Below are 26038 nucleotides of genomic sequence, written 5' to 3'. Positions count from 1 at the left end.
GTCACTCCATGAATCCGTTTAGCCGCGCGCGGCAGCGATCTTGATCAGCTTGGCGTAGTAGAACCCGTCATGTCCGCCCTGCTGGGCCAGCAATTGGCGACCGTGGGGCTGCTTGATCCCGGCCGCGGTGGCCAGATCCAGTTCCCGCGCACCGGGTGTGCGTTCGAGGAACGCGGCGATGACTTCGGTGTTCTCGGTCGGCAGCGTCGAGCAGGTGGCGTAGAGCAGGATGCCGCCGACTTCGAGGGTCTTCCACATGGCATCGAGCAGCTCGCCTTGCAGTTGCGCGAGGGCGACGATGTCGTCGGGCTGGCGGGTCAGCTTGATGTCCGGATGGCGGCGGATCACCCCAGTGGCCGAGCAAGGTGCATCGAGGAGGATGCGCTGGAACGGTTTGCCGTCCCACCATTTATCGATATCGCGACCGTCGGCGGCGATCAGTTCAGCGTCGAGGCCGAGGCGCTCAAGGTTTTCCTTCACCCGCACCAGACGCTTGGCTTCCAGATCCACTGCCACCACGCCGGTCAGCGCTGGCTCGGCTTCGAGGATGTGGCAAGTCTTGCCGCCGGGTGCGCAGCAGGCGTCGAGCACCCGTTGCCCCGGCGCCAGATCGAGCAGGTCGGCGGCCAGTTGCGCAGCTTCATCCTGCACGCTGATCCAGCCTTCGGCGAAACCCGGCAGGCTGCGCACGTCGGCAGCGGCTTCGAGGACGATGCCGTCGCGGCTGTAAACGCATGGCGTCGCGGCAATCCCGGCTTCGCCCAGCAGCGCCAGATAAGCATCGCGGCTGTGATGGCGGCGGTTGACCCGCAGGATCATCGGCGGATGCGCGTTGTTCGCTGCACAGATCGCTTCCCATTGTTGCGGCCAGAAGGCTTTCAGGGATTTTTGCAGCCAGCGCGGGTGGGCGGTGCGCACCACCGGGTCGCGTTCCAGTTCGGCGAAGATCGTCTCGCTTTCGCGCTGGGCATTGCGCAGCACCGCGTTGAGCAGACCTTTGGCCCAAGGCTTTTTCAACTTGTCGGCACAACCGACGGTTTCGCCGATGGCGGCGTGCGCGGGCACGCGGGTGTAGAGCAATTGGTACAGACCAACCAGCAGCAAAGCCTCGACGTCAGCGTCGGCGGCTTTGAACGGTTTCTGCAGCAATTTTTCCGCCAGTGCCGACAGGCGTGGCTGCCAGCGCGCGGTGCCGAAGGCCAGATCCTGAGTGAAGCCGCGATCGCGATCCTCGACCTTGTCCAATTGCGTCGGCAGAGAGCTGTTCAGCGAAGCCTTGCCGCTGAGCACAGCGGCGAGAGCCTTGGCGGCGGCCAGACGCGGGTTCATTGCGCGTCCACCGCTGCGCCGAGCACGCTGCCGACGGCGAATTTCTCGCGGCGGCTGTTGAACAGGTCGCTGAAGTTCAGCGCCTTGCCGCCGGGCAATTGCAGGCGGGTCAGGCACAGCGCTCGTGCACCGCAGGCGACAATCAGGCCGTCCTTGCTGGCGCTGAGGATTTCACCCGGAGCGCCATTGCCGTCGGCCACGGTCGCGGCCAGCACTTTCAACGCTTCGCCATTGAGCGTGCTGTGGGTGATCGGCCATGGATTGAAGGCGCGGACCAGACGTTCCAGCTCCACCGCCGGACGGTTCCAGTCAATGCGTGCTTCGTCTTTGTTGAGTTTGTGTGCGTAGGTTGCGAGTTCGTCATTCTGCACCTCACCTTTCAGGGTGTCGGCAGCCAGACCGGCAATCGCCTGCACCACAGCGGGCGGCCCCATCTCGGCGAGGCGATCATGCAGGGTGCCGCCAGTGTCATCTGCGCTGATCGGGGTGACGACCTTGAGCAGCATCGGCCCGGTATCCAGGCCGGCTTCCATGCGCATCACGGTCACACCGCTTTCGGCATCGCCGTGTTCGACCGCGCGCTGGATCGGCGCCGCACCGCGCCAGCGCGGCAGCAGCGATGCATGGCTGTTGATGCAACCCAGACGCGGTATATCCAGCACCGCTTGCGGCAGGATCAAACCGTAGGCGACCACTACCAGCAAATCCGGCTTCAGCGCAGCCAGTTCGGCCTGGGCGTCGGCATTGCGCAAGGTCGGCGGCTGCAACACCTGGATATTATTTTCCAGGGCGAGTTGTTTGACCGGGCTCGGCATCAGTTTTTGCCCACGGCCGGCCGGGCGATCCGGCTGGGTGTAGACCGCGACGATCTCGTACGGGCTGCTCAGCAGGGCCTTGAGGTGTTCGGCGGCGAATTCCGGGGTACCGGCAAAAACAATGCGCAGTGGCTCAGTCATGAAAGGCGTCTCATAAAAAGAAAAAGGCTTGCCGCAGCAAGCCTTTGAAGAGGGGCATCAAGCGTTCTGGCGGTGCAGCTTTTCCAGCTTCTTCTTGATCCGGTCGCGTTTGAGCGTGGACAGGTAGTCGACGAACAATTTGCCGTTGAGGTGGTCGCATTCGTGCTGGATGCACACCGCGAGCAGGCCTTCGGCGATCAGCTCATAGGGCTTGCCGTCGCGGTCCAGGGCCTTGATCTTGACCTTTTGCGGGCGGTCGACGTTTTCGTAGAAGCCCGGTACCGAGAGGCAGCCTTCCTGATACTGATCCATCTCGTCGGTCAGCGGTTCGAACTCGGGGTTGATGAACACCCGTGGCTCGGTACGGTCTTCGGACAGGTCCATGACGACGATACGTTTGTGCACGTTGACCTGGGTCGCGGCGAGGCCGATGCCCGGCGCTTCATACATTGTTTCAAACATGTCGTCGACCAACTGGCGCACTTCGTCGTCCACTACAGCCACTGGTTTGGCGATAGTGCGCAGACGCGGGTCCGGAAATTCGAGGATGTTTAAAATGGCCATAGGCTTCGATTGCTGCACACGTTGAGTAAAGTCGGGTCGATGGCCTGGCGGGTCCGAGGATGCAGGCTACCGTTGTGAAGCGTAGCTTCTGAAAAACAGAAGCGAGCCACGGGGGCTCTGACGATTCACGCGAATGCACATGATAAAGGGATTCACTGCATGAGGAAAACACTACTCGCCCTGCTGCTCCTGGCTGCGGCCGGCGCCGCACAAGGGCAAGTGCAACTCAAGGACGGTTTTCCACAGCAATACACGGTGGTTTCCGGAGATACCCTCTGGGACATTTCCGGCAAATACCTGCGCCAGCCGTGGCAATGGCCACAGCTGTGGCGGGCCAACCCGCAGGTCGAAAACCCCAACCTGATCTACCCCGGCGACACGCTGACCCTCAGCTACGTCAACGGCCAGCCGCAACTGACCGTCAATCGGGGCGAGTCGCGCGGCACCATCAAACTTTCGCCACGAATCCGCACCAGCCCGGTGGCCGAGGCGATTCCGAGCATTCCGCTGAAATCGATCAACAGCTTTCTGCTGAGCAACCGCATCGTCGACAAGGCCGAAGATTTCGACAAGGCGCCTTACATCGTTGCCGGCGATGCCGAACGCGTGCTCAGTGGTACCGGTGACCGCATCTTCGCCCGCGGCCATTTCGATCCGGAGCAACCGGTGTACGGCATCTTCCGCCAGGGCAAGGTCTACACCGACCCGCAAACCAAGGAGTTTCTCGGCATCAACGCCGACGATATCGGTGGCGGCGAAATTGTTGCCAGCGAAGGCGACGTCGCCACTCTCGCCCTGCAACGCACCACCCAGGAAGTGAGACTCGGTGACCGCTTGTTCGGCGGTGAAGAACGTTCGATCAATTCGACTTTCATGCCCAGCGCGCCGAAGCGTTCCATCGACGGGCTGATCATCGATGTACCGCGCGGCGTCACGCAGATCGGTGTGATGGACGTGGTCACCCTGAACAAGGGCAAACGAGACGGTCTGGCCGAAGGCAATGTCCTGGCGGTGATGAAAACCGGCGAAACCGTACGTGACCGGATCACTGGCCAGCCGCTGAAGATCCCCGATGAACGCGCCGGCCTGCTGATGGTGTTCCGCACCTACGACAAACTCAGTTACGGCCTTGTGCTCAACGCTTCACGCTCGCTGGCGGTGCTCGACAAGGTGCGAAATCCGTAAGCTTGCTTAACAAGTTACCAACAGAGTTATCCACAGCTTGTTCCGAATGGTTCGGAGCATAGAACGATCAAGGATGATCCATTCATGTTGTCTGTCAGTACGGCCATTTCCCCGGCGGAACTGGAAGCGCGTCTGCGCCTGCACCGCATGCCGGATATCGGCCCCAAGCGTTTCGCCAAACTGCTCGAAGCCTTCGGCTCGGCGTCGAAAGCCATCAGCGCGCCAGCCAGTGCCTGGCGCTCGCTGGGGTTGCCGGCGAACTGTGCCGAGGCAAGGCGCTGTCCGACGGTGCGTGACGGCGCCAGCCACGCAATGCGCTGGCTAGAGCACCCCGACCAACATTTACTGATGTGGGACCAAGCGGATTATCCAGCGTTGCTGGCACAAATTCCCGATCCGCCGCCACTCCTGTTCGTTGCCGGCGATCCGTCGATTCTGGAGAAACCGCAGCTGGCGATGGTCGGTAGCCGTCGCGCTTCGCGTCCCGGGATGGACACGGCGGCGGCGTTTTCCCGCAGTCTGGCCGGGGCCGGTTTTGTCATCACCAGTGGTCTGGCGCTGGGCATCGATGCCGCTGCCCATCAGGCCGCTCTGGATGTTGGCGGCTTGACCGTGGGTGTGCTCGGCACGGGGCTGGAAAATTTTTATCCACAGCGCAATAAACGCCTGGCTGAGGCGATGATTGCCTCGGGCTGCGCGGTGCTTTCCGAGTTTCCGCTGGACGCCGGGCCGAGCCCGAGCAACTTTCCCCGGCGCAACCGCATCATCAGCGGGTTGTCCCTCGGCGTGCTGGTGGTCGAGGCCAGTGTTGCCAGCGGCTCGTTGATCACGGCGCGGCTGGCAGCCGAACAGGGCCGCGAGGTTTATGCGATTCCGGGCTCGATCCATCACCCCGGCGCGCGCGGTTGTCACCAGTTGATTCGCGACGGGGCGGTGCTGGTGGAGACTATCGAACATATCCTCGAAGCCCTGCGCGGCTGGCACAGCCGCTGTTATCCACGGCGGCGGCGCAGGCCGATCACCCGTTGCTGGCGCTGCTGCACGCGGCGCCGCACACCAGCGAGGCCCTGGCCGCAAGCTGCGGCTGGGCACTGCCGAAAGTGCTGGCGGCGCTGACCGAGCTGGAGATCGACGGCCGCGCGGTGTGCGAAAACGGTCGCTGGCTGGCGCGGACAAGCTAGGTTTTACGAGGAAGATCGGTAAACTGCGCGAAACCTGTTTGTGGAGAGTTTTTTCATGGTCAACAGTTGGCGTGTGCAACAAGCCGCGCGTGAAGTTCGCGCCGGCGCGGTGATTGCCTATCCAACCGAAGCCGTCTGGGGGCTGGGTTGCGACCCGTGGAATGAAGACGCGGTGGACCGCTTGCTGGCGATCAAGAATCGCTCGGTCAGCAAAGGTCTGATCCTGGTCGCGGACAACATCCGTCAGTTCGATTTCCTGTTCGAGGACTTCCCGCAGGACTGGATCGACCGCATGGCCAGTACCTGGCCGGGGCCGAATACCTGGCTGGTGCCGCATCAGAACCTGTTGCCGGAATGGGTCACAGGCGTGCATGACACCGTGGCGCTGCGGGTCAGTGATCACCCGCAAGTGCGCGATTTGTGCTCGCTGGTCGGGCCTTTGATTTCGACTTCGGCCAACCCACAGGGGCGACCGCCAGCGCGCACGCGTTTGCGCATCGAGCAGTATTTCCGCGGGCAAGTCGATCTGGTGCTCGGCGGCAGCCTTGGCGGGCGCAAGAACCCCAGCGTGATCCGCGACCTCGCCACCGGTAACGTCGTTCGTCCTGACTGACGCCATTCTTTTTATTTTTTTGCGGACTCCTCGGCGCTATTGCCGAGGAGTTTTGCGCATGCCAGCGATTGATTCCGGTGTCTGTTTAAAACTTATCCGATGCCATTGTTCTTTCATGCGTCAGACGAATCTTTGGGTCTGCAATATCTGTAAGTTTTCCCACGTGATTATCAGAACACGCGCAGTGGCGAGATTTTCAAAAGCAACCATTCTTCAGTGTGCTTGAAGCAACTTCGAAATGTTAATGGCTGCGGAGAAGTAATGGATATTACGGATTTACACCTCAAGGATTATCTGCAGGGCTTTCAGGAAACACTCAAGAATCAACAGGCCGAGTATCGTGTGGCCATTCTTGAGGCAGGGTCGGATGCCGGGGAGTTTGAACGCTTCATCAATCGACAGTTTCGCCTGCGATTGCAGCATTACATGCTCACCTCCAGAGCCCGGGCGCTGGAGACCCGATTGGCGATTACCTCACGCAGTACGCACTTTTTGTTGTATCAGCGAGATCAGCTTATTGCGGTGCTGCGGGCAACCCCGGCGCCCTTCGAATGGGCCTCACTGGCCCAGCATCATGTTTCTCCCACAGTGGCATTGGCGCGCCACGTCGAGTTCAGCCGCCTGATCACCCATTCCCAGCAGCACCGGCCGGTGTCGGTCAATGGTCTGCTTGCCACTGCGGCGGAATGGGCGATCGATCGCGGATATCAGGGAGTGACAGCCTTGTGCAGATCGCCACAGCGGCAACTGTATCAGCGCTTCGGCCTGACACCGATTGCTTCGCAGGCAATGCATATCGAGCAACGTGCCCGGGGCGATTATTGGCTGTTGTCTGCCGAATGGCGGCAAGTGTTGATGGCCCTGGATCAGCCTGTGAACATGAACGCGCATCAGCCGGAGTATCGTGATGAATACAACCGCCAGTATTGATCCGCCAGTGATTGAAGAATGGGCTGAGAAATGGCTTGTATATGAATCCAGGAAGTTGCGCAGGAAGTTCGCAGGGCGTAGGCCGGCAGCGAAGAAACTTCACCGCAAGATGTATTTGATATAGCTGCAAGATACTCGGCGAACTCATGGAAGAGTTCGCCGAGTATCCACTTGGAATTACGGCAACAGAATCGTCGAACCGGTGGTGCGCCGTGCCGACAGTTCGGTTTGCGCTTTCGCCGCATCCGCCAATGCATGGCGCTGGCTGATGTCGACCTTCAGTTTGCCGCTGATGATCATCTCGAAAAGCTCGTCGGCCATGCGCTGCAGGTTCTCGGCGTTGTTGGCGTAGGTCGCCAGCGTCGGCCGGGTGACGTACAGCGAGCCTTTGGCGGCGAGAATGCCCAGATTGACGCCGTCGACCGCGCCCGAAGCATTGCCGAAGCTCACGACCAGGCCACGTGGGGCCACGCTGTCCAGGGATGTGAGCCAAGTGTCCTTGCCGACACCGTCGTACACCACCGGGACTTTCTTGCCGTCAGTCAGTGCCAGCACGCGCTCGGCCACGTTTTCATGGCTGTAGTCGATGGTGGCCCAGGCGCCGTTGGCCTTGGCCAGTTCGGCTTTTTCCTTGGAGCTGACGGTGCCGATCAGCTTCACGCCCAGCGCTTTGGCCCATTGGCAGGCCAGCGAGCCGACGCCACCGGCTGCGGCGTGAAACAGAATGGTTTCGCCGCCCTGCAGCTCGTAGGTCTGGCGCAGCAGGTACTGCACGGTCAGGCCCTTGAGCATGACCCCGGCGGCCGTTTCAAAACTGATTTGATCGGGCAGGTGCACCAGATTGTCCTGCGGCAGAACATGCAACTGGCTGTAGGCGCCGAGCGGGCCGCTGCCGTATGCCACGCGATCGCCGACCTTGAACCGGGTGACGTCGCTGCCGACCGCTTCGACGATACCGGCGCCTTCCGAACCCAGGCCAGAAGGCAACGTGGGTGGCGCATAGAGGCCGCTGCGGTAATAGGTGTCGATGAAGTTCAGGCCGATCGCCTGGTTGGCCACGCGCACTTGGTTCGGTCCGGGCGCCGCCGGTTCGTAGTCAACATACTCGAGCACTTCGGGACCGCCGTGGGCGCGGAACTGGATACGCTTTGCCATCTGCCTGCTCTCCTTGGGTCATCGGTAAGCCCCCTATCCAACTCCCCTGCTTGATCTTCGTCAACTGCGGCGCGCCGGTCCGCGATGGTATGCTACGCGCCTATTTGCGCCGCCCGTCTGCCGGGGCGCCGCCCGATTCAAGGTGAAGCCATGACGACCCGCACCGACGCCGTAAAGGCCTATCTGCTCGATCTGCAAGACCGCATCTGCGCAGCACTGGAAACCGAAGACGGCGGCAAAAGCTTCGCCGAAGACGCTTGGACCCGACCGGCGGGCGGTGGCGGTCGCACCCGTGTGCTGGAAAACGGCACGCTGATCGAAAAGGGCGGCGTCAACTTTTCCCACGTATTCGGCAGCGGCCTGCCGCCCTCGGCCAGCGCCCATCGGCCGGAGCTGGCCGGGCGCGGTTTTGAGGCACTCGGCGTGTCGCTGGTCATTCACCCGCACAACCCGCATGTGCCGACCTCCCACGCCAACGTGCGCTTTTTCATCGCTGAAAAAGAAGGTGAAGAACCGGTCTGGTGGTTCGGCGGCGGTTTCGACCTGACCCCGTATTACGGCGTCGAGGAAGATTGCATTCACTGGCACCGCGTCGCCGAGCAAGCCTGTGCGCCGTTTGGTGCCGACGTCTATCCGCGGTACAAGGCCTGGTGCGACACGTACTTCCACATCAAGCACCGTCACGAGCCACGCGGTATAGGCGGCTTGTTTTTCGATGATCTGAACGAGTGGGATTTCGACACCAGCTTCGCCTTCATGCGCGCCATCGGCGATGCCTACATCGACGCCTACCTGCCGATCGTGCAGCGGCGTAAGAATGACGCCTTCACCGCTCAGCAGCGCGAATTCCAGGAATTCCGTCGTGGCCGCTACGTCGAATTCAACCTGGTTTACGACCGTGGCACGCTGTTCGGCCTTCAGTCGGGCGGCCGTACCGAATCGATTCTGATGTCGCTGCCGCCGCAAGTGCGCTGGGGTTATGACTGGAAGGCCGAGCCGGGCAGCGAAGAAGCGCGCCTGACCGAATACTTCCTGCAGGATCGCGACTGGCTGGCCGAGGCCTGAGGACTTGTGATGGATCGTTACGTTGTTTTCGGTAACCCGATCGGCCACAGCAAATCGCCGATGATTCACCACTTGTTTGCCGAACAGACCGGCCAGCGCCTCGACTACAGCACGCTGCTCGCGCCGCTGGATGATTTTGCCGGCTGCGCCACGGCGTTCTTTCGCGAAGGGCGCGGCGCCAACGTGACAGTGCCGTTCAAGGAAGACGCTTACCGTCTGGCCAACAGCCTGACCGCCCGCGCGCAGCGCGCCGGTGCGGTGAACACCTTGAGCAAACTGGACGATGGATCACTGCTCGGCGACAACACCGATGGCGCAGGCCTGGTCCGCGATCTGACGGTCAATGCCGGGTTCAGCCTGACCGGCAAGCGCATCCTTTTGCTCGGTGCCGGCGGCGCGGTGCGTGGTGCGATGGAGCCGTTGCTGGCGGAGAAACCGGCCTCGGTGATCATCGCCAATCGCACGGTGGACAAGGCTGAGCTGCTGGCGGAATTATTCGCCGATCTGGGGCCGGTGTCGGCCAGTGGTTTCGACTGGCTGCGCGAGCCGGTGGACGTGGTCATCAACGCCACCTCCGCCAGCCTGACCGGTGACGTGCCGCCGATCGCGCCAAGTCTGATCGAGCCGGGCCAGACCCTGTGCTACGACATGATGTACGGCAAGGAACCGACCGCATTCTGCCGCTGGGCCACTGCGCACGGCGCGGCGCTGGCAATGGATGGTCTGGGCATGCTCGCCGAGCAGGCGGCCGAGGCGTTCCTGCTGTGGCGCGGCGTACGCCCGGATACCGCGCCGGTACTCGCCGAACTGCGCCGCCAGCTAGCGCAATAACCCCTGTAGGCGTGAGCCTGCTCGAGATTGCGGTGTGTCAGTTGAAATTTCGTCTCTGACACACCGCAATCGGGAGCCGGCTCACTCCTACAAAGGTATGCGGTGCTCAGTCTTCAAACCGGATCGGGCATTTCTCCGGCCCTTCCAATTTGCGCAATTCCTCCACCACTGGCGGCCGCGCCCGGCGCAAGGTCAGGCTGCGACCCTGGCCCAACAAACGCCGCGCTTCCTGATGCAGCATCTCCACCCCTGAATAATCGATGAAGTTGATCTGCTGTGCCTCGATCACCACTCGCGCACCTTGCAGGCGTTGCAGGCGCACTTGCAGGTAATGGCTGGCGCCGAAAAAGATCGAGCCGCCCACCCGCAGCACGTCGTCGTCACCGTCGCGCCAATGCTGCACCCGTGGTTGCGAGGTGCGCTTGAGGTAGAAAAACAGCGACGCCAGCACCCCGGCGTAAATCGCCGTCTGCAATTCCAGCAGCAGAGTCGCGAGGCAAGTCAGGGCCATCACCACGAACTCGGCGCGGCTGACCCGCAGCAAAGCGCGAATGCCGCGGTGATCGACCAGCCCCCAAGCGATCAACAGAATGCTGCCGGCCATGGCCGGGATCGGAATATGGGCGATCAGCCCCGCGCCGAACACCGCGAACAGCGCTACCCAGAGCGCCGAAAACACCCCGGCAAGCGGCGAGCAGGCACCTGCCTCATAACTCAATCCCGAGCGGGTAAACGATCCGGCTGAGAGCGACCCGGAAAAGAACGCACCGACGATGTTCGACAGACCCTGTGCGCGGACTTCCTGATTGGCGTCGAGCAACTGCTGCGAGCGCGCCGAAATCGAACGGGCGATCGACAGGCTGGTGACCAGCCCGAGCATGCCCACCGCCACGGCGCTCGGCAGCAGGCGCAGGATTACCTCCGGATCCAGCGGCAAGGGGCTGAACGGCGGCAAGCGCCCGACGAAAGCGCTGACCAGATGCACATGGCCGAACATCGCTGGCCAGATCCAGACCAGCAGACTGGCAAGCACCAGCGTGAGCAACAGCGTCGGCCAGCGCGGCAGGAGTTTTTTCAGGGCCACACCGACGATTACCGTGGCGACGCCAAGCATCAACGAAGGTTTATCCACAGCCCCCAGATGTCGCAGCAGATCCATCAGGCTGGCGAGCGCCGTGGTGTTGGCCGGCAGTTCCAGACCGAGCAGATTGGGCAATTGCCCGATGGCGATGACCACCGCAGCACCGAGGGTGAAGCCGAGCACTACCGAATGCGAAACGAAATTCACCAGCGCGCCGAAGCGCAGCAAGCCGAGCAGCCATTGGAAAATACCGGCGAGAAAGGTCAGCAGCAGGATCAGGGTGATGTAGTCCTCGGACGCCGGCACCGCGAGCGGGCTGACGCTGGCGTACAGCACGATGGAAATCGCTGCCGTCGGGCCGCAGATCAGATGCCATGACGAACCCCACAGGCACGCGACCAATACCGGGATGATCGCCGCATACAGCCCGTATTCCGGTGGCAGCCCGGCAATCAGTGCGTAGGCAATCGACTGGGGCAAGGCGAGAATCGCACCGCTGAGGCCGACGATCAGGTCCCGTCCGACGCTGGCGCGGGTTTGCCTTGGCAGCCAGGTGAGAAAGGGGAACAGTGAATGACGGCTGGGGAAGGCCATGGGTCCTCGCGGTTGGGTTTTTCAGGCAAGCCTATCAGGACACGGCAATCATTGTGGCGAGGGGATTTATCCCCGATGGGCCGCGAAGCGGCCCCAAACCCAGAGTTCTCGGTGAGTCAGGTATATCGAGTTCACGGATCTTGCGACTGCTTCGCAGCCGATCGGGGATAAATCCCCTCGCCACAGGTAAGTGGTCGACAGTCAGATAGCATTACAGTTTGGCTTTCACCGCCGCCAACGCCTCCTTGCCATCCAGCGTTTTCACGCCATCGAGCCACTTGTCCAGCACCGCCGGATTGGCTTTGATCCACGCTTTCGCTGCCTCGGCATTGCTGATCTTCTTATTCACCACCTCGGCCATGATGCTGTTCTCCATGTCCTGGGTGAACGCCAGATTGGTCAGCAACTTGCCCACATTCGGGCAGGCCTCGGCGTAGCCCTTGCGGGTCAGGGTGAACACGTTGCCGGTGTCACCAAAGTATTTTTCGCCGCCTTTCAGATAGCGCATTTTCAGTTGCACGTTCATCGGGTGCGGGGTCCAGCCGAGGAAGGTGACGAATTTCTGTTTCTTCACAGCCCGCGACACTTCGGCGAGCATCGCCTGCTCGCTGGATTCGATCAGCTTCCACTGACCCATGTTGAAGTCGTTCTTCTTGATGATTTCCTGCAACGAAATGTTCGCTGGCGCGCCCGAACCGATGCCGTAGATTTTCTTGTCGAACTTGTCGGCGAATGTGTTCAGGTCGGCAAAATCATGCACGCCCGCCTCCCAGACATAGTCGGGGACGGCGAGGGTGAATTCCGTGCCTTCGAGATTTTTCGCCAGTTGCGTCACATCGCCGGTGGCGACGAACTTGTCATAGAAGCCCTGCTGCGCCGGCATCCAGTTGCCGAGGAACACGTCAACCTGGCCATCCTTCAAGCCGCCAAAGGTGATCGGCACCGCGAGGGTGTCGATCTTGGCCTTGTAGCCCATGCCGTCGAGCAGAAATCCGGTGATGGCATTGGTTGCGGCGATGTCGCTCCAGCCTGGATCGGCCATCTTCACGGTTTCGCAGCCTTGCTCGGCGAAGGCCGAGGCGCTGCTCAATGCGATCAGGCCAACGGTCACAGCTGTGGATAACTTGCGCATGGACTTCCCCTTAGCGTTATTGGTTTTGGCAGGGTTGTGGATAACGGGCCTTGCGCTCCAGATCATCGAGGTCGATGTGGTTGCGCATGTATTGCTGGCTGGCATCGACCAGCGGCTGGTGATCCCAGCTCTTCAGCTTGCCGATGGTTAACGCATCGGCGACGAAACGGCGTCGGCGCTGGCTGGCCAGTACCTCCCGGTGGATCGCCGGGATGTCCCACTTGGCCCGCGCTTCAGCGAGAAAGTCTTCGAACAGCTGACGATGTTGCGGCGACTGGCTGAGCTCCTCTTCTTCGCGCGGATCGTTATCCACATCGAAGAGTAGGCACGGGTCGCTTTCGCTGTAGATAAATTTGTAGGCGCCACGGCGAATCATCATCAGCGGGCTGACGGTACCTTCGGCCATGTATTCGCCGAACACTTCGTCATGCCCGCCCTGCCCTTGCAGGTGCGGCAGCAACGAACGACCGTCCAGCGGCAAGCCTGGCTCGAGCGTGCCACCGGCCAGATCAACGAACGTTGGCAGCAGGTCGGCGGTGGAAACGGCGGCGCTGATCCGGCTCGCTTCGAATTGCCCCGGCGCGCTGATCAACAGCGGCACTCGCGCGGCCATCTCGAACCAGTGCATTTTGTACCAGAGCCCCTTCTCGCCGAGCATGTCGCCATGGTCACCGGAGAAAACGATGATGGTGTCGTTAATCAGCCCGGTTTCCTCAAGCGTTTGCAGCAGTTTGCCGACGTTGTCGTCAATATAGCTGCAAGCCCCGAAGTAGGCGCGACGGGCATCGCGGATTTTACCCACAGGCAGCGGCTTGTCCCACAGGTCGTAAACCTTGAGCAGGCGTTGCGAGTGTGGATCAAGTTCGTCCTGGTTCATGGCTGTAGGCAACGGGATATCGGCATCGTCGTACAAATTCCAGAAGGCCTTGGGAATCGTGTACGGGTCGTGCGGATGGGTCATCGACACGGTCAGGCAGAACGGTTGGTCGCCGTCTTCGCGGATGTGATCGAACAGGTACTGCTGCGCTTTGAACACCACCTCTTCATCAAAATCCAGCTGATTGGTGCGCACGCACGGCCCGGCCTGCAGTACCGAAGACATGTTGTGATACCAGCTCGGCCGCACGTCCGGCTCGTCCCAGTTCACCGCCCAACCGTAATCCGCCGGGTAGATATCGCTGGTCAGGCGTTCTTCATAACCGTGCAGCTGGTCGGGCCCACAGAAATGCATCTTGCCCGACAGCGCGGTGCGGTAGCCGAGACGGCGCAGGTAGTGCGCATAAGTGGGGATATCGGCAGGGAAATCGGCAGCGTTGTCGTAAGCGCCGATCTTGCTTGGCAACTGACCGCTGACCAGGGTGAAACGCGACGGTGCACACAACGGGCTGTTGCAATAAGCAGCATCGAACACCACGCCTTGGGCGGCGAGGCGGGACAGATTCGGCAGTTTGATTGGCGATGGGCCGTAGAACGGCAACATTGGCGCGGCCATTTGATCGGCCATGATGAAAAGAATGTTCTTGCGCTTCATGTGATCGCGGCATTCCATGTTGAATATTTATGCGAGAGTGCTGCGATCGAGCATGGAGTCCATGCCTGTTTCGGTAAAGCCCGCGCCGGACAATGACTAGGATAAGCACAGCTTATGTATGAAGCCCTCGGCGACCTTTCCCTCGATCTGCTCCGCGCCTTTGAGGCAGCGGCACGCCATCGCAGCTTTACCGCTGCTGCGGTAGAGCTCGGCACTACGCAACCGGCGATCAGCCAGCAGATAAAACGTCTGGAAGAACAGCTCGGTACGCGTCTGTTCGATCGGATTTATCGGGGCATCGAATTGACTGAGGTGGGCGCCTTGCTTTTCGAGCAAGTTACCCTCGGTTTGCAGAATATCGACGCCGGATTGAGCGCAATCAGCACTCAGCAGCAACATGAAGTGCTGCAAGTGGCCACGGATTTTGCGTTCGCCGCTTATTGGTTGATGCCGCGCCTGCACCGCTTTCACGAAGCCAATCCGCACATCGATGTCAGCCTGGTCACCAGCGAGCGCAACCACAACATGCTGCGCACCGACATCGACGTGGCGATCCTGTTTGGCGACGGTCGCTTCAAGCAGGGTGAGAGCCACTGGCTGTTCAGCGAAGAAGTGTTTCCGGTGTGCAGTCCGCTGTTGCTCAAGGACCGCTCATTGCCGTTGCCCGCGCAGGCGCTGCTGGAGTTTCCGCTGCTGCATCTGCGTGGGGAAAACAGCAGTAATTGGTTCGACTGGAGTGGCTTGTTTCGTCAATTGGGCCTGACTACGCCACCGGCGCCGGGCCAGTTGCGCTTCGACAATTACACCTTGCTGATTCAGGCTGCGATTGGCGGGCAAGGTGTGGCCATTGGCTGGCGGCACCTTGTGGATAACTTGCTGGTGCAGGGGTTGCTGTGCCGGCCACTGGCGGAAACCACGCTGTCGCGGCTGGGGTATTACGTGGTGTTGCCGCAACGCAAGCGTCGGGGTGCGTTGATTCGGGAATTTGTTGATTGGTTAATGGCGGAACAGGCCAGCAGTGCGGAATCGCTGAACGGTCTGGCCCTGCCCTCGATTGCGGTGTGAAGAGGAAAAGAGCATCCGATCGCGGCTCGAGCCTTCGGCAGCTCCACGGGTGCGATCTTTTACGAATCAGAAGCCGCCACAAAATTCACATGCTCACCGACATGCAGATTCAACCGCAGCTCATCGGCGATGCCCACCGCGACACGGTTCAGGCGCTCCAGCGGTTCGGCCAGTCCCGGTTCGAGATTGCCGCCGACCTGACTGAAGTGCTCGATGGTCAACCCGGCCACGCCATGCGGCGCATTGACCAGGGTCCAGCGCAGTGAGCTGCTTTGTACTGCCTCGAGGATTTCTTCGGCAGCGTGACGTTGCAGACGTTCGTCACTGTCAGGTTCGTCGAGCACGGCAAAATTGCCGACCAGAAACAGGCGCGGCACGCTGGCCAGTTGCAAACCTTCGACCAACGCGTCGACTGCCAGCACCTGTTCAACCGGCCCCAGTGTCACCGAGCGTTCGACGTGGTCGCTGCTAAACGGCAGCCCTGGCGCGTCCAGCAGGCAGATCACCGCCGAACTGCCGGCAACGCTCTGATTGACTCGCTCGGCATCGAACAGATCGCCGGTCTTGGTGCGCAAGCCCGGACGCGGCGCCAGCGCAGTGAGATCATCGAGAATGGCGATGACTTCGTGTTGGCGGCGCAGTAATTCAGCCATCAACGCACCGCCCAGGCTGGCCATGGCACCATAGAGCACCACTTTCACCACTGGGGTTTCGGCATTTTTCATGGCTGTTTTCCTTATTGTTGTCCTATATGGCCTGTGACGGTGGAAACAGCCAAGGGTTCGAACCGATTGAGAGGCGACACGATGCAAGGGATCAAGGGTTATCACGCCCATGTCTATTTCGACGCGCAGACCATCGACCAGGCGCGGGCCTTGTGCGAACAGGCCGCGCAGTTGTTTGCGCTTAAAATGGGCCGCTTGCACGAACGCCCGGTAGGGCCGCACCCCGACTGGAGCTGCCAACTGGCCTTCGGTCCCGAGCTGATCGGCGAGGTGCTGCCATGGCTGGCGCTCAACCGCAAAGGCCTGGTGGTGTTCCTGCATCCGGACACGGGCGACGACTTGCTTGACCACACCGAACACGCGATCTGGATGGGCGCGGTGCGGCCGCTGGATCTGTCGGTGTTTTAATCGAGGGTTTCTTCGGCTTCGCCCGGCAGATGTTCATCCAGATGCAGCCAGGGCAATCGGCTGTCGGTCCAGATGTGCCGCTCGGCCGGCGCCGTTTCCGGATGATCCAGCGTAGCGATGGTCACGTCGATGCTGTCGGGGCTGAGCGCGGTCAGCAATGCCAGTTGCGCGCCGCAGTTTGCGCAGAAAAACCGCACGCAACTGGCTGACGAGTCATAGCGGGCCGGCGTCCCTTTCACCCATTGAAATTTTTCCGCCGGCACGGTGATCCAGGTGGTGACGATGCCGCCGCTGACCTTGCGGCAGATTGAACAATGACAGTGAGCGATATCGCGCAACGGACCGCTGAACTGATAGCGGATGTGTCCGCAGTGACAGCCACCCTCATGCGCCTGATTCGTATCCATCGCCCTTCTCCCGTGTTTATTGGCGCTCGCCGTATCCGACCACCGGTTGGCCGTTCATTCACCGCTTTCAATAGCGAAAGGTAGCTGAAAGCTTCCCCGATTAGGATCGCCTCACTCCCGGCAACAGACCGGTTGGCCCAAGACCTGTGTTTGCTCCACAGGCCCGGCCCAATTAACAACAACAATGGTGATTCTGATGTCCTCTGCAACCCGCCGTTTCTCCTGCTTCCTGCTGGTCACTCCACCCGTACGCCTCGCGCCTCCCGTTCTGCGCTGATCACACCCGATCCGCCCATTCCATTAGCCGCGCTACGCCTGGAGTATCCCAATGCTGACTTTCCTTGGCTTCGCCATGGTCATCACGTTCATGTTCCTGATCATGACCAAGCGCCTGTCTGCGCTGATCGCCCTGATCATCATCCCGATCCTGTTCGCCCTGTTCGGTGGTTTCGCGCCGAAAATCGGTCCGATGATGCTCGAAGGCATCACCAAACTGGCGCCAACCGGCGTGATGTTGATGTTCGCCATTCTGTATTTCGCCCTGATGATCGACTCCGGCCTGTTCGACCCGGCCGTGCGCAAGATCCTCAAACTGGTCAAGGGCGACCCACTGAAAGTTTCGGTCGGCACCGCCGTTCTGGCGCTCGTTGTTTCCCTCGATGGTGACGGCGCGACCACTTACATGATCTGCGTGGCCGCGATGCTGCCGCTGTACAGCCGCATCGGTATGAGCCCGCGGATCATGGCCGGTCTGATCATCCTCGCCGGCGGCGTGATGAACATGACTCCGTGGGGCGGCCCGACTGCCCGTGCTGCGAGTGCCCTGCATGTCGACCCGTCGGACATTTTCGTGCCGATGATCCCGGCCATGGCCGCTGGTGTCGTAGCGATCCTGCTGATTGCCTACTTCTACGGCAAGCGTGAGCGTGCCCGCCTCGGCGAGCTGCACCTGGTTGGCGATGAGATCGATCACAGCGAAATCAGCGTCTCGCAATTCCCTGACGCACGCCGTCCGAAGCTGATCTGGTTCAACGCCGCACTGACTTTCGGCTTGATGTGCACACTGATTGGCGGCCTGTTGCCGCTGCCGGTGCTGTTCATGGTGGCGTTCAGTATCGCGATGATCGTCAACTACCCCTGCCTGCAAATGCAGAAGGATCGCGTCGCCGCGCATTCCGGCAGTGTGCTGGCAGTGGTCGGGCTGATCTTTGCGGCCGGTATCTTCACCGGTATCCTGTCGGGCACCGGCATGGTCGATGCGATGTCGAAGAGCCTGTTGGCGGTGATTCCGGACTTCCTCGGCCCGTACCTGGCGGTGATCACGGCACTGGTGAGCATGCCGTTCACCTTCTTCATGTCCAACGACGCGTTCTACTACGGCGTGTTGCCGGTGTTGGCCGAAGCGGCCAGCCACTATGGGATCACTGCGGTGGAAATGGCCCGTGCCTCGATCGTCGGCCAGCCCGTCCACTTGCTGAGCCCGTTGGTGCCGTCGACCTACTTGTTGGTGGCGCTGGCCGGTATCGATTTCGGTGATCACCAGCGTTTCACCCTGAAATGGGCGATCCTGGTGTGCATCTGCATTCTGATTGCTGCACTGCTGTTGGGGACTTTCCCGGTGTTCAGCACTCTATAAGCCCAAGACTCACCGTTACGGGTCCTGGCTTCGCGGTTTGAAGCCCGGACCTTTTTCGGTTCAACAAATTGCTCAAAGGAATACACATGGATTGGCTGACCAACCCCGAAATCTGGGTTGCCTTCTTTACCCTGACCGCCCTGGAAATCGTCCTCGGTATCGATAACATCATCATGATTTCGATCCTGGTCAGCCGCATGCCCAAACACATGCAGCAGCGCACGCGGATCTTCGGTCTTGGCCTGGCCATGATCACGCGGATCCTGTTGCTGCTGTCGATCACCTGGGTCATGCGCCTCACCGCCGATCTCTTCGAAGTGTTCGGCCAAGGCATTTCCGGCCGCGACCTGATCCTGTTCTTCGGTGGCCTGTTCCTGCTGTGGAAAAGCTCGCAGGAGATGTACCACGCGCTGGAAGGCGAAGAAGAAGGCGACGACGCACCGTCGGGCAAGGGCGGCAACTTCCTCTACACCATCATCCAGATCGCGATCATCGACATCGTGTTCTCGCTGGACTCGGTCATCACCGCTGTCGGCATGGTCTCGCACGTTCCGGTCATGGTTGCGGCGATCGTCGTGGCGGTGCTGGTGATGATGCTGGCGTCGGGCAAGATCAGCGAATTCATCGACAAGCACCCGTCGCTGAAAATGCTCGCGCTGTCGTTCCTGCTGGTGGTCGGTACCGTGCTGATCGCCGAATCGTTCGACGTGCACGTGCCAAAAGGCTACGTCTACTTCGCCATGGCGTTCTCGCTGGCGGTGGAAGCGATCAACATCAAGATGCGCGGTGCGATCGCGCGCAAGAAGAAGCAGCAGGATCCGGTGAAACTGCGCAAGGATGTACCGGGCCAATAACCCGGTAGTCCAGCAGCGCGCTACATCCCTGTGGGAGCGAGCCTGCTCGCGAAGACGGAGTGCCAGTCGACAACAATGTTGACTGGCCCACCGCTTTCGCGAGCAGGCTCGCTCCCACAGTTGTATTGGGCAATAGAGGGGAAAGGTGTCGGATTCGGTGAGTGAATGAATTTGTTTTGATGACACTTTTGTTTCAATCCCCTCTTTAGCTGTGCAATGCTGGCGCCGAGACCGTTCGCCAACTACAGCTTAAGTATCAAGAACGTAGAAACCGCGCGGTGCCGTCCATTTGCCCCTCTGGGGCGCTGCTACTACAGGGGGTCTGCATGCTCACCCTGCTCAATCTGCTGTCCGCCGTCGCCCTGCTCATCTGGGGCACGCACATCGTCCGAACCGGCATCCTGCGGGTTTATGGCACCAATCTGCGACATGTCATCGGCCAGAACATGTCGAAGAAATGGCTGGCGTTCATCGCCGGTATTCTCGTCACCGCCATGGTGCAGAGCAGCAACGCCACGGCGATGCTGGTTACCTCGTTTGTCGGCCAGGGTTTGATGGCGCTGACGCCAGCGCTGGCGACCATGCTTGGCGCCGACGTCGGCACCGCGTTGATGGCGCGGGTGCTGACGTTTGATTTGTCGTGGCTGTCGCCGCTGCTGATTTTTCTCGGGGTGATTTTCTTTCTGTCGCGCAAACAGACGCGGCTCGGGCAAATGGGCCGGGTGTCGATCGGCCTGGGGCTGATCATTCTCGCCCTGCAATTGATCGTCGAGGCCGCTGCGCCGATCACTCACGCGCAAGGGGTGAAAGTGATTTTCGCCTCGCTGACCGGCGACATCCTCCTCGATGCGTTGGTCGGCGCACTGTTCGCGATGATTTCCTACTCCAGCCTCGCCGCCGTGCTGCTCACTGCTACATTGGCCGGGGCTGCGGTGATCAGCTTGCCGGTGGCGATCGGTCTGGTGATCGGCGCCAACATCGGCAGCGGCATCCTCGCCTTCATGAGTACCAGCATGCAGAACGCCGCCGGCCGCCAGGTGGCGTTGGGCAGTCTGCTGTACAAACTGATCGGCCTGTTGCTGATCATCCCGGTGCTCGATCCGCTGGTGCACTGGATCGACAGCCTCGATTTCAGCCCGCAGGAAATGGTCATCGGCTTCCACCTGCTCTACAACACTGCGCGCTGCCTGATCCTGCTGCCCAGCGTCGGGCCGATGGCGCGTCTTTGTGCGTGGCTGCTGCCGGAGCGGCCGGAGGTCAACGGTACCGCCAAACCGCGTCATCTCGACCCGACCGCGCTGGTCACGCCGAGCCTGGCGCTGGCCAATGCCGCGCGGGAAACCCTGCGCATGGGCGATCTGCTCGACAACATGCTCGACGCCTCCCTGGATGTGCTGCGCGGCAAGCAGACCGCCGTCACCCAGGAGATGCGCCGCCTGACCGACGATGTCGAGGCCCTGTACAGCGCGATCAAGCTGTATCTGGCGCAGATGCCCCGCGAGGATCTCGGCGAGCACGACAGTCGGCGCTGGGCCGAGATCATCGAACTGGCGATCAACCTGAAACTCGCCGCCGACCTGATCGAGCGCATGCTGCGCAAGATCCAGCAGCAGAAGACTTCGCAGCGCCGTTCGTTTTCCGAAGAAGGCCTGGAAGATCTTGCCGGGCTGCAACAACAACTGATCGCCAACCTGCGTCTGGGGCTGTCGGTGTTTCTCAGCGGCGACCGCGAGAGCGCCCGGCAGTTGCTGCGGGAGAAACGCCGTTTTCGCGCGCAGGAACGGCGTCTGGCCCACGCTCACGTCAGCCGCTTGCAACGCAAGATCGTCCAGAGCCTGGAGACCAGTTCGCTGCATCTGGAGTTGATCGCCGACATGAAACGGCTCAATTCGCTGTTCTGCAGCAGCGCCTATGTCGTGCTGGAAACGGCGGACACCGGCGCGCTGGCGGTGGATGACATGGCCGACATTACGCATTCGCCTTGAACGTCTGGGGCTGGGGCCAGTCAGTTACAGTGGTTCAGCCTTGGGACCGTCATCGCTGGCAAGCCAGCTCCCACAGGGTTTTGTGAGCGCCGCAGATCCTTGTGGGAGCTGGCTTGCCAGCGATGGGGCCCTGACTGACGACACGGATCTCCAAATCAGCCGTATGGAAGCCTGTTATGCGTTGCCTGTTGTTCGCCTGTCTGTTGCTCGGTTCCCTGCCCGCCTTCGCCCTGGATCGCTTTCAGGTCGAAGGCTATGCGCTGCCCAACGGTTTGCAGCTGATGCTCAAGCCCGGCACCGAGCGTGGGCATGTGGCGATCCGGTTGGTGGTCGGCGTTGGTCTCGATGACTTTGACTGCAACGAAAAAGAGCTGCCGCATTTGCTCGAACACCTGCTGTTCAGCGGTATCGACGCCACTGGCGAAGGCGGTCTGGAAGAGCGCATGCAGGCGCTCGGCGGTGACTGGAATGCGTTCACCAGCAATGCCGACACCACTTTTGTCATCGAAGCCCCGGCAAAAAACCAGCGCAAGGTGCTCGACCTGCTGCTCGCGCTGTTGACCCAGACACGCATCGACGACAACGCAATCAACGCCGCCAAACGGGTGGTCGAGCGTGAGGACGGCGGGCATTACACCAAGCTGCAACGTTTCCTCGACCGTCAGGACCTCGGTCATACCGCGAGCAGTCAACTGGCTGTCGAGTTGGGCCTGAAATGCCCGCAGCGCGCCGAAGTCGGCCATCTCACCCAAGAGCAATTGGAGAAGGTACGCAAGGCGTGGTACGCGCCGAACAACATGACCCTGATCGTCGTCGGCGAACTCGACAAACTGCTGCCGGCCTATCTCGAGCGCACCTGGGGTGAGCTCGAGCCGGTCGAGCCCACCGAACACCGGGCGCTGCCGGACATCCGCACCAGCGCCGCCCATGAGCGCACCCTCACCCGTGGCTTTATCGGCGACAGCGCCAAGCTGCACTGGCTGGTGCCGGAACCGGTGCTCGACGATCAGTACGACCAGACGTTCGACATTCTCAAGGATTATCTCGACTGGGCACTGTACCGGCAGATTCGTCTCAACCATGGCTTGTCGTACGGGCCGTGGGCCGAGCGTGAAGTGTTCGGCGGTGTTGGTTTCATGAGCCTCAACGCTGACCTGGATCGCGATGACGTCGACGAAGCCATCCAGGTACTCGATGACCTCAAGGCCGACCTGCTGAAAAACGGCCTCGACCCGAGCACCTTCGCCCGCATCAAGCAAGCCGCCATCGCCCACCAGGCCTGGGCCGTGCAGGGCAACAGCGCACTGGCGGACTATTACTGGAGCGCGCTGGCCGACTATCAGGATGGCCGCTTTGCCAATCCCGCGCGGGAGCTGCAAGGGGTGACGCTGGAAGCGGCGAACAAGGCGATGCGCGAGCTGCTGTTGCAGCCGGGGTATATCAGGATCGAGAAACCGTTGATCAGTGATGATCAGGTGTTGTGGCTGGTCGCTGGTGGAATCGGGTTGTTGCTGCTGATCCTCATTGGCTGGCGCCTGCATCGCCGCCACAAAATTGCTGGAAGCCATTAATCCTGTGAGTGAGCACTTGTGGCGAGGGGATTTATCCCCGATGTGCTGCGCAGCAGCCCCAATAAGGGCAGCTCGGTAGATCCAGACAAAATTCGCTCGCAGGATCTACGACGGCTGCGCCGCCGATCGGGGATAAATCCCCTCGCCACAGGGGGCATGCGGCGTTAACCTTTCCGGGATTTTCCCCATATCGTCGTGAACCGCCAAAATGCCAAAACTGACCCTCCTTATCCAGCGCCTTTTCGAGCTGATGAAGCGCTACCCCGGGTTGATCGCGGCGGGTGGTTTCATTTCCGGGGTCGGCAGTTTCATCCTCGTCGATCGCCAACAGGGGCTGGCGAGCTGGATCACGGTGATCATGCTGCTCAGCTGGATCTGGCTGATGCTGGAAAACACCCTGACCGGACTGTTCACGCGGATCTTCAAGCGCGAAATTCCCCAGCCGCTGCTGCGCTACGCGACGCAGATGATCCATCAGGAAAGCCTGTTCTTCGTTCTACCGTTCTTCTTCATCACCACAACCTGGAACAGCGGCCAGTTGATATTCACCGGGCTGCTGGGCATTGCCGCCCTGATCTCCATCGTCGATCCGCTGTACTACAAATGGCTGGCGCCACGACGCTGGGCGTTTCTCGCGCTGCACACCCTGACCCTGTTCGCCGCCCTGCTCACCGCGCTGCCGGTGATCATGCACCTGACCACCGCGCAGAGTTTCAAATGGGCGCTGGGAATTGCCGTACTGCTGTCGTTCCCGAGCCTGGCGTCGATCTTCCCGATCCGCACGGTGCGCAACGCCCTGGCGATTCTGTTCATCACAGTCGGCATCGGCGGCGTCGGTTGGGCGCTGCGCTCGTGGGTGCCGCCGGCAACGCTGTGGATGACCGACGTGGCGATCAGCACGCAGCTGCAGGATCGCACCCCCGGCGCCAGCCTCGATACCGTCAGCGCCGAGCAGATCCGCGCAGGCGGGCTCTACGCCTACACCGCGATCAACGCGCCGCGCGGCCTCGACGAACGGATTTATCATGTGTGGACTTTCAACGGCAAAGAAGTCGACCGCATCGCCCTCGACATCCATGGCGGGCGCAAGGAAGGCTACCGGGCGTGGACGCACAAACAGAATTTCCCGGGTAACCCGGCGGGCAAATGGCAGGTGCGGGTGCTGACCGAGGACGGGCAGTTGATCGGCGTGTTGCGTTTCGCAATTACGGACAGCACACCGGCCAAAGAAAAGTAATCCGGTTCGTGCTATTACGTAGGCTCTCGTAACGGCCGTACAAGCACGGAGCTTATGACCAGCAGCCCAATCCCCGGCAGTGCCCACCTGGACACCGCGCTCAGCCCTGCCCGCCTGCGGGTCAGCGGCGACTGGACGCTCGCCCACTACACGGCGCTCAAGCACCTGAGCGAAAAGCTCAACGGCCAGTACGACGCCAATACCCCGATCGATCTGAACGGCCTCGGTGCCCTCGACACCGCCGGCGCCTCGTTGCTGGTCGAACTGCTCGGCTCCGAGCGCCTCGGCAAGTCCGCCGAACACCCTGATTGCACCCTGTCGACAGCCGATCGCGCCTTGCTGCAAACCGTGTATTGCTCGTTGAACGATTTCTGCGTGCCGCTCAAGGAACCGGAAGTCAGCGTCAGTGTGCAACTGCTGACGCGCATCGGCCGCGCGGTGGATAAGGTCTGGACCGACACGCTGCAGCTGCTCGGCTTCGTCGGCCTCATTCTCGAAGTCATTGCCCGTGGCCTGTTGCGGCCCAAGCGCTGGCGCATCACGCCGATGATCGCGCACATCGAGCAGACCGGCCTCGACGCAGCGCCGATCGTGGCCTTGCTGACTTTTCTGGTCGGCGCGGTGGTGGCATTTCTCGGCGCTACGGTGCTGGCCAGTTTCGGCGCGACGATTTTCACCGTGGACCTGGTCGGCTTCTCGTTCCTGCGTGAATTCGGCGTGCTGCTCACGGCGATCCTGATGGCCGGGCGCACCGCCAGTGCGTTCACCGCGCAGATCGGCTCGATGAAGGCCAACGAAGAAATCGACGCGATCCGTACTCTCGGCCTCGACCCGATCGAATTGCTGGTGGTGCCGCGCGTGCTGGCGCTGTTGGTGGCGCTGCCGATGCTGACGTTTCTGGCGATGCTCTCGGGGATCGTCGGCGGCGGCGTGGTCTGCGCAGTGTCGCTGGACATCTCGCCGGCGATGTTCCTCTCGCTGCTGCAATCGGACATCGGCATTCAGCATTTTCTGGTCGGGCTGGTGAAGGCGCCGATCTTCGCCTTCCTGATCGCGGCGATTGGTTGCCTGGAAGGCTTCAAGGTCAGCGGCAGCGCCGAATCGGTCGGCGCGCATACCACCTCCAGCGTGGTCCAGTCGATTTTCGTGGTGATCGTGCTCGATGCGGTGGCGGCGCTGTTTTTCATGGAGATGAGCTGGTGAGTCGTCCACCCCGCGCGCCCTCCGAGGCGGTGATCGAAGTCCGTGGCCTGTGCAATCGCTTCGGCAGCCAGAGCGTGCACGAGAACCTTGATCTGGACGTGTACAAAGGCGAAATCCTCGCCGTGGTCGGCGGCTCCGGCACTGGTAAATCGGTGCTGCTGCGCAGCATCGTCGGGCTGAATCGGCCCAGCGAAGGCATGGTCAAAGTCTTCGGCCAGAACCTGCCGAATCTGCCTGAGCATGAACGCTCATTGATCGAAAGGCGCTTTGGTGTGTTGTTCCAGAAAGGCGCGCTGTTTTCCTCGCTGACCGTGACCGAGAATGTCGCCCTGCCGCTTATCGAACACGCCGGCCTCAGCCGTCACGACGCCGAGCATCTGGCGGCGGTGAAACTGGCGCTGGCCGGGCTGCCGTTGTCGGCGGCGGACAAATACCCGGCGTCGCTGTCCGGCGGCATGATCAAGCGCGCGGCGTTGGCGCGGGCCCTGGCGCTGGATCCGGACATTCTGTTTCTCGATGAACCCACCGCCGGCCTCGATCCGATTGGCGCGGCGCAGTTCGATCAATTGATCCTGACCTTGCGTGATGCGTTGGGTCTGAGTGTGTTTCTGGTCACCCACGACCTCGACACGCTGTACACCATCACCGATCGCGTGGCGGTGCTGGCGCAAAAGAAAGTGCTGGTTGCCGGCCCGATCGACGTCGTCTCGGAAACCGCCGACGCGTGGATTCACGAATACTTCCACGGCCCGCGCGGCCGCTCGGCGCTGGACGCCGCCAAACTGCTCAACGAGGTCTGA

23 protein-coding genes and 1 pseudogene are annotated in these 26038 nt (G+C 61.3%); 15 read left to right on the top strand and 9 right to left on the bottom strand.

Translation table 11 applies throughout. From position 1 onward, the window contains the following. Positions 1-18: 18 nt before the first annotated feature. The 3 genes from rsmB to def are packed head-to-tail and all read right to left on the bottom strand — an operon-like array spanning position 19 to position 2849. Positions 19-1329 (bottom strand): 16S rRNA (cytosine(967)-C(5))-methyltransferase RsmB, encoded by a 1311-nt coding sequence (rsmB, locus tag ACMYUN_RS14590; RefSeq protein ID WP_415760971.1) that lies wholly within the window; start codon positions 1327-1329, stop codon positions 19-21. After that, positions 1326-2285 carry a methionyl-tRNA formyltransferase gene (gene fmt, locus ACMYUN_RS14585; protein WP_415760970.1) on the bottom strand — a complete coding sequence of 320 codons (960 nt, stop codon included), beginning with the start codon at positions 2283-2285 and terminating at the stop codon, positions 1326-1328. Before fmt ends, rsmB begins: the two co-directional genes overlap by 4 nt. 57 nt (positions 2286-2342) lie before the next feature. Then, positions 2343-2849 carry a peptide deformylase gene (gene def / locus ACMYUN_RS14580; RefSeq protein ID WP_016772378.1) on the bottom strand — a complete coding sequence of 169 codons (507 nt, stop codon included), beginning with the start codon at positions 2847-2849 and terminating at the stop codon, positions 2343-2345. A 159-nt stretch (positions 2850-3008) separates the two neighbouring features. On the opposite strand from def, the gene ACMYUN_RS14575 reads away from it, so the two are divergent. The 4 genes and pseudogenes from ACMYUN_RS14575 to ACMYUN_RS14560 all read left to right on the top strand — a co-directional run bounded on the left by ACMYUN_RS14575 (position 3009) and on the right by ACMYUN_RS14560 (position 6758). Then, entirely contained in the window at positions 3009-4034 is a 1026-nt protein-coding gene (locus tag ACMYUN_RS14575) for a LysM peptidoglycan-binding domain-containing protein (RefSeq protein ID WP_415760969.1), read from the top strand. An 84-nt stretch (positions 4035-4118) separates the two neighbouring features. Then, positions 4119-5215: pseudogene (gene dprA / locus ACMYUN_RS14570) on the top strand (DNA-processing protein DprA). A gap of 55 nt (positions 5216-5270) precedes the next feature. Then, complete coding sequence (locus ACMYUN_RS14565) at positions 5271-5828, top strand: L-threonylcarbamoyladenylate synthase (RefSeq protein ID WP_039757175.1); 558 nt, start codon at positions 5271-5273, stop codon at positions 5826-5828. A 222-nt stretch (positions 5829-6050) separates the two neighbouring features. Then, entirely contained in the window at positions 6051-6758 is a 708-nt protein-coding gene (locus ACMYUN_RS14560; RefSeq protein WP_415760968.1) for a hypothetical protein, read from the top strand. 177 nt (positions 6759-6935) lie between these two features. Here ACMYUN_RS14560 and ACMYUN_RS14555 read toward each other — a convergent pair whose 3' ends face one another. Next, the gene (locus ACMYUN_RS14555) at positions 6936-7913 is read right to left on the bottom strand and encodes a quinone oxidoreductase family protein (protein WP_415760967.1); all 978 of its coding nucleotides are present in this window, start codon (positions 7911-7913) and stop codon (positions 6936-6938) included. Between the two features lie 150 nt (positions 7914-8063). Here ACMYUN_RS14555 and hemF point away from each other — a divergent pair, with 150 nt between their 5' ends. Both hemF and aroE read left to right on the top strand, forming a co-directional pair. Beyond that, on the top strand, positions 8064-8978 hold the full coding sequence (gene hemF / locus ACMYUN_RS14550) for an oxygen-dependent coproporphyrinogen oxidase (RefSeq protein ID WP_415760966.1): 915 nt from the start codon (positions 8064-8066) through the stop codon (positions 8976-8978). Between the two features lie 9 nt (positions 8979-8987). After that, positions 8988-9809: a shikimate dehydrogenase gene (aroE, locus tag ACMYUN_RS14545; RefSeq protein ID WP_415760965.1), complete on the top strand. Its 822-nt coding sequence runs from the start codon at positions 8988-8990 to the stop codon at positions 9807-9809. Positions 9810-9915: 106 nt separating this feature from the next. On the opposite strand, the gene ACMYUN_RS14540 is transcribed toward aroE, so the two are convergent. The 3 genes from ACMYUN_RS14540 to betC all read right to left on the bottom strand — a co-directional run bounded on the left by ACMYUN_RS14540 (position 9916) and on the right by betC (position 14147). Next, positions 9916-11484 carry a SulP family inorganic anion transporter gene (locus ACMYUN_RS14540; protein ID WP_415760964.1) on the bottom strand — a complete coding sequence of 523 codons (1569 nt, stop codon included), beginning with the start codon at positions 11482-11484 and terminating at the stop codon, positions 9916-9918. A gap of 211 nt (positions 11485-11695) precedes the next feature. Further along, positions 11696-12616 (bottom strand): choline ABC transporter substrate-binding protein, encoded by a 921-nt coding sequence (gene choX, locus ACMYUN_RS14535; RefSeq protein ID WP_415760963.1) that lies wholly within the window; start codon positions 12614-12616, stop codon positions 11696-11698. 16 nt (positions 12617-12632) lie between these two features. Then, the gene (gene betC / locus ACMYUN_RS14530; RefSeq protein ID WP_415760961.1) at positions 12633-14147 is read right to left on the bottom strand and encodes a choline-sulfatase; all 1515 of its coding nucleotides are present in this window, start codon (positions 14145-14147) and stop codon (positions 12633-12635) included. 114 nt (positions 14148-14261) lie between these two features. On the opposite strand from betC, the gene ACMYUN_RS14525 reads away from it, so the two are divergent. Continuing rightward, complete coding sequence (locus ACMYUN_RS14525; RefSeq protein ID WP_039757168.1) at positions 14262-15212, top strand: choline sulfate utilization transcriptional regulator; 951 nt, start codon at positions 14262-14264, stop codon at positions 15210-15212. A gap of 59 nt (positions 15213-15271) precedes the next feature. On the opposite strand, the gene ACMYUN_RS14520 is transcribed toward ACMYUN_RS14525, so the two are convergent. After that, a complete protein-coding gene (locus ACMYUN_RS14520; protein ID WP_039757167.1) occupies positions 15272-15937 on the bottom strand; it encodes an NAD(P)-dependent oxidoreductase in 666 nt (221 codons plus the stop codon). A gap of 81 nt (positions 15938-16018) precedes the next feature. Here ACMYUN_RS14520 and ACMYUN_RS14515 point away from each other — a divergent pair, with 81 nt between their 5' ends. Continuing rightward, positions 16019-16345, top strand: coding sequence for a DOPA 4,5-dioxygenase family protein (locus tag ACMYUN_RS14515; RefSeq protein ID WP_415760960.1), 327 nt, complete (start codon positions 16019-16021; stop codon positions 16343-16345). On the opposite strand, the gene ACMYUN_RS14510 is transcribed toward ACMYUN_RS14515, so the two are convergent. Beyond that, the gene (locus tag ACMYUN_RS14510; protein ID WP_415760959.1) at positions 16342-16752 is read right to left on the bottom strand and encodes a GFA family protein; all 411 of its coding nucleotides are present in this window, start codon (positions 16750-16752) and stop codon (positions 16342-16344) included. The two genes, ACMYUN_RS14515 and ACMYUN_RS14510, sit on opposite strands and share 4 nt — an antisense overlap. 328 nt (positions 16753-17080) lie before the next feature. Between ACMYUN_RS14510 and ACMYUN_RS14505 the strand changes: the two genes are divergently transcribed. From ACMYUN_RS14505 to ACMYUN_RS14475, 7 genes are all read left to right on the top strand, one after another. Beyond that, entirely contained in the window at positions 17081-18388 is a 1308-nt protein-coding gene (locus ACMYUN_RS14505) for a CitMHS family transporter (RefSeq protein WP_039757164.1), read from the top strand. An 86-nt stretch (positions 18389-18474) separates the two neighbouring features. Next, on the top strand, positions 18475-19242 hold the full coding sequence (locus tag ACMYUN_RS14500; protein WP_129998045.1) for a TerC family protein: 768 nt from the start codon (positions 18475-18477) through the stop codon (positions 19240-19242). A 326-nt stretch (positions 19243-19568) separates the two neighbouring features. Beyond that, a complete protein-coding gene (locus ACMYUN_RS14495) occupies positions 19569-21227 on the top strand; it encodes a Na/Pi cotransporter family protein (RefSeq protein ID WP_129998046.1) in 1659 nt (552 codons plus the stop codon). Positions 21228-21403: 176 nt separating this feature from the next. Further along, positions 21404-22798, top strand: a complete 1395-nt coding sequence (locus ACMYUN_RS14490) for a M16 family metallopeptidase (RefSeq protein ID WP_415760958.1) — start codon at positions 21404-21406, stop codon at positions 22796-22798. A gap of 208 nt (positions 22799-23006) precedes the next feature. After that, positions 23007-24035: a DUF5924 family protein gene (locus ACMYUN_RS14485; protein WP_039757156.1), complete on the top strand. Its 1029-nt coding sequence runs from the start codon at positions 23007-23009 to the stop codon at positions 24033-24035. Positions 24036-24089: 54 nt separating this feature from the next. After that, positions 24090-25238, top strand: coding sequence for an MlaE family lipid ABC transporter permease subunit (locus ACMYUN_RS14480; protein ID WP_415760957.1), 1149 nt, complete (start codon positions 24090-24092; stop codon positions 25236-25238). After that, positions 25235-26038: an ABC transporter ATP-binding protein gene (locus ACMYUN_RS14475; RefSeq protein ID WP_415760955.1), complete on the top strand. Its 804-nt coding sequence runs from the start codon at positions 25235-25237 to the stop codon at positions 26036-26038. Before ACMYUN_RS14480 ends, ACMYUN_RS14475 begins: the two co-directional genes overlap by 4 nt.

Origin of the sequence: Pseudomonas sp. CP4, assembly GCF_047758505.1 — a bacterium.
Lineage (GTDB): Bacteria > Pseudomonadota > Gammaproteobacteria > Pseudomonadales > Pseudomonadaceae > Aquipseudomonas > Aquipseudomonas fluorescens_AO.
The sequence above is the reverse complement of the archived record's forward strand: the minus strand, read 5'-3'. Positions and strand labels throughout refer to the sequence as shown.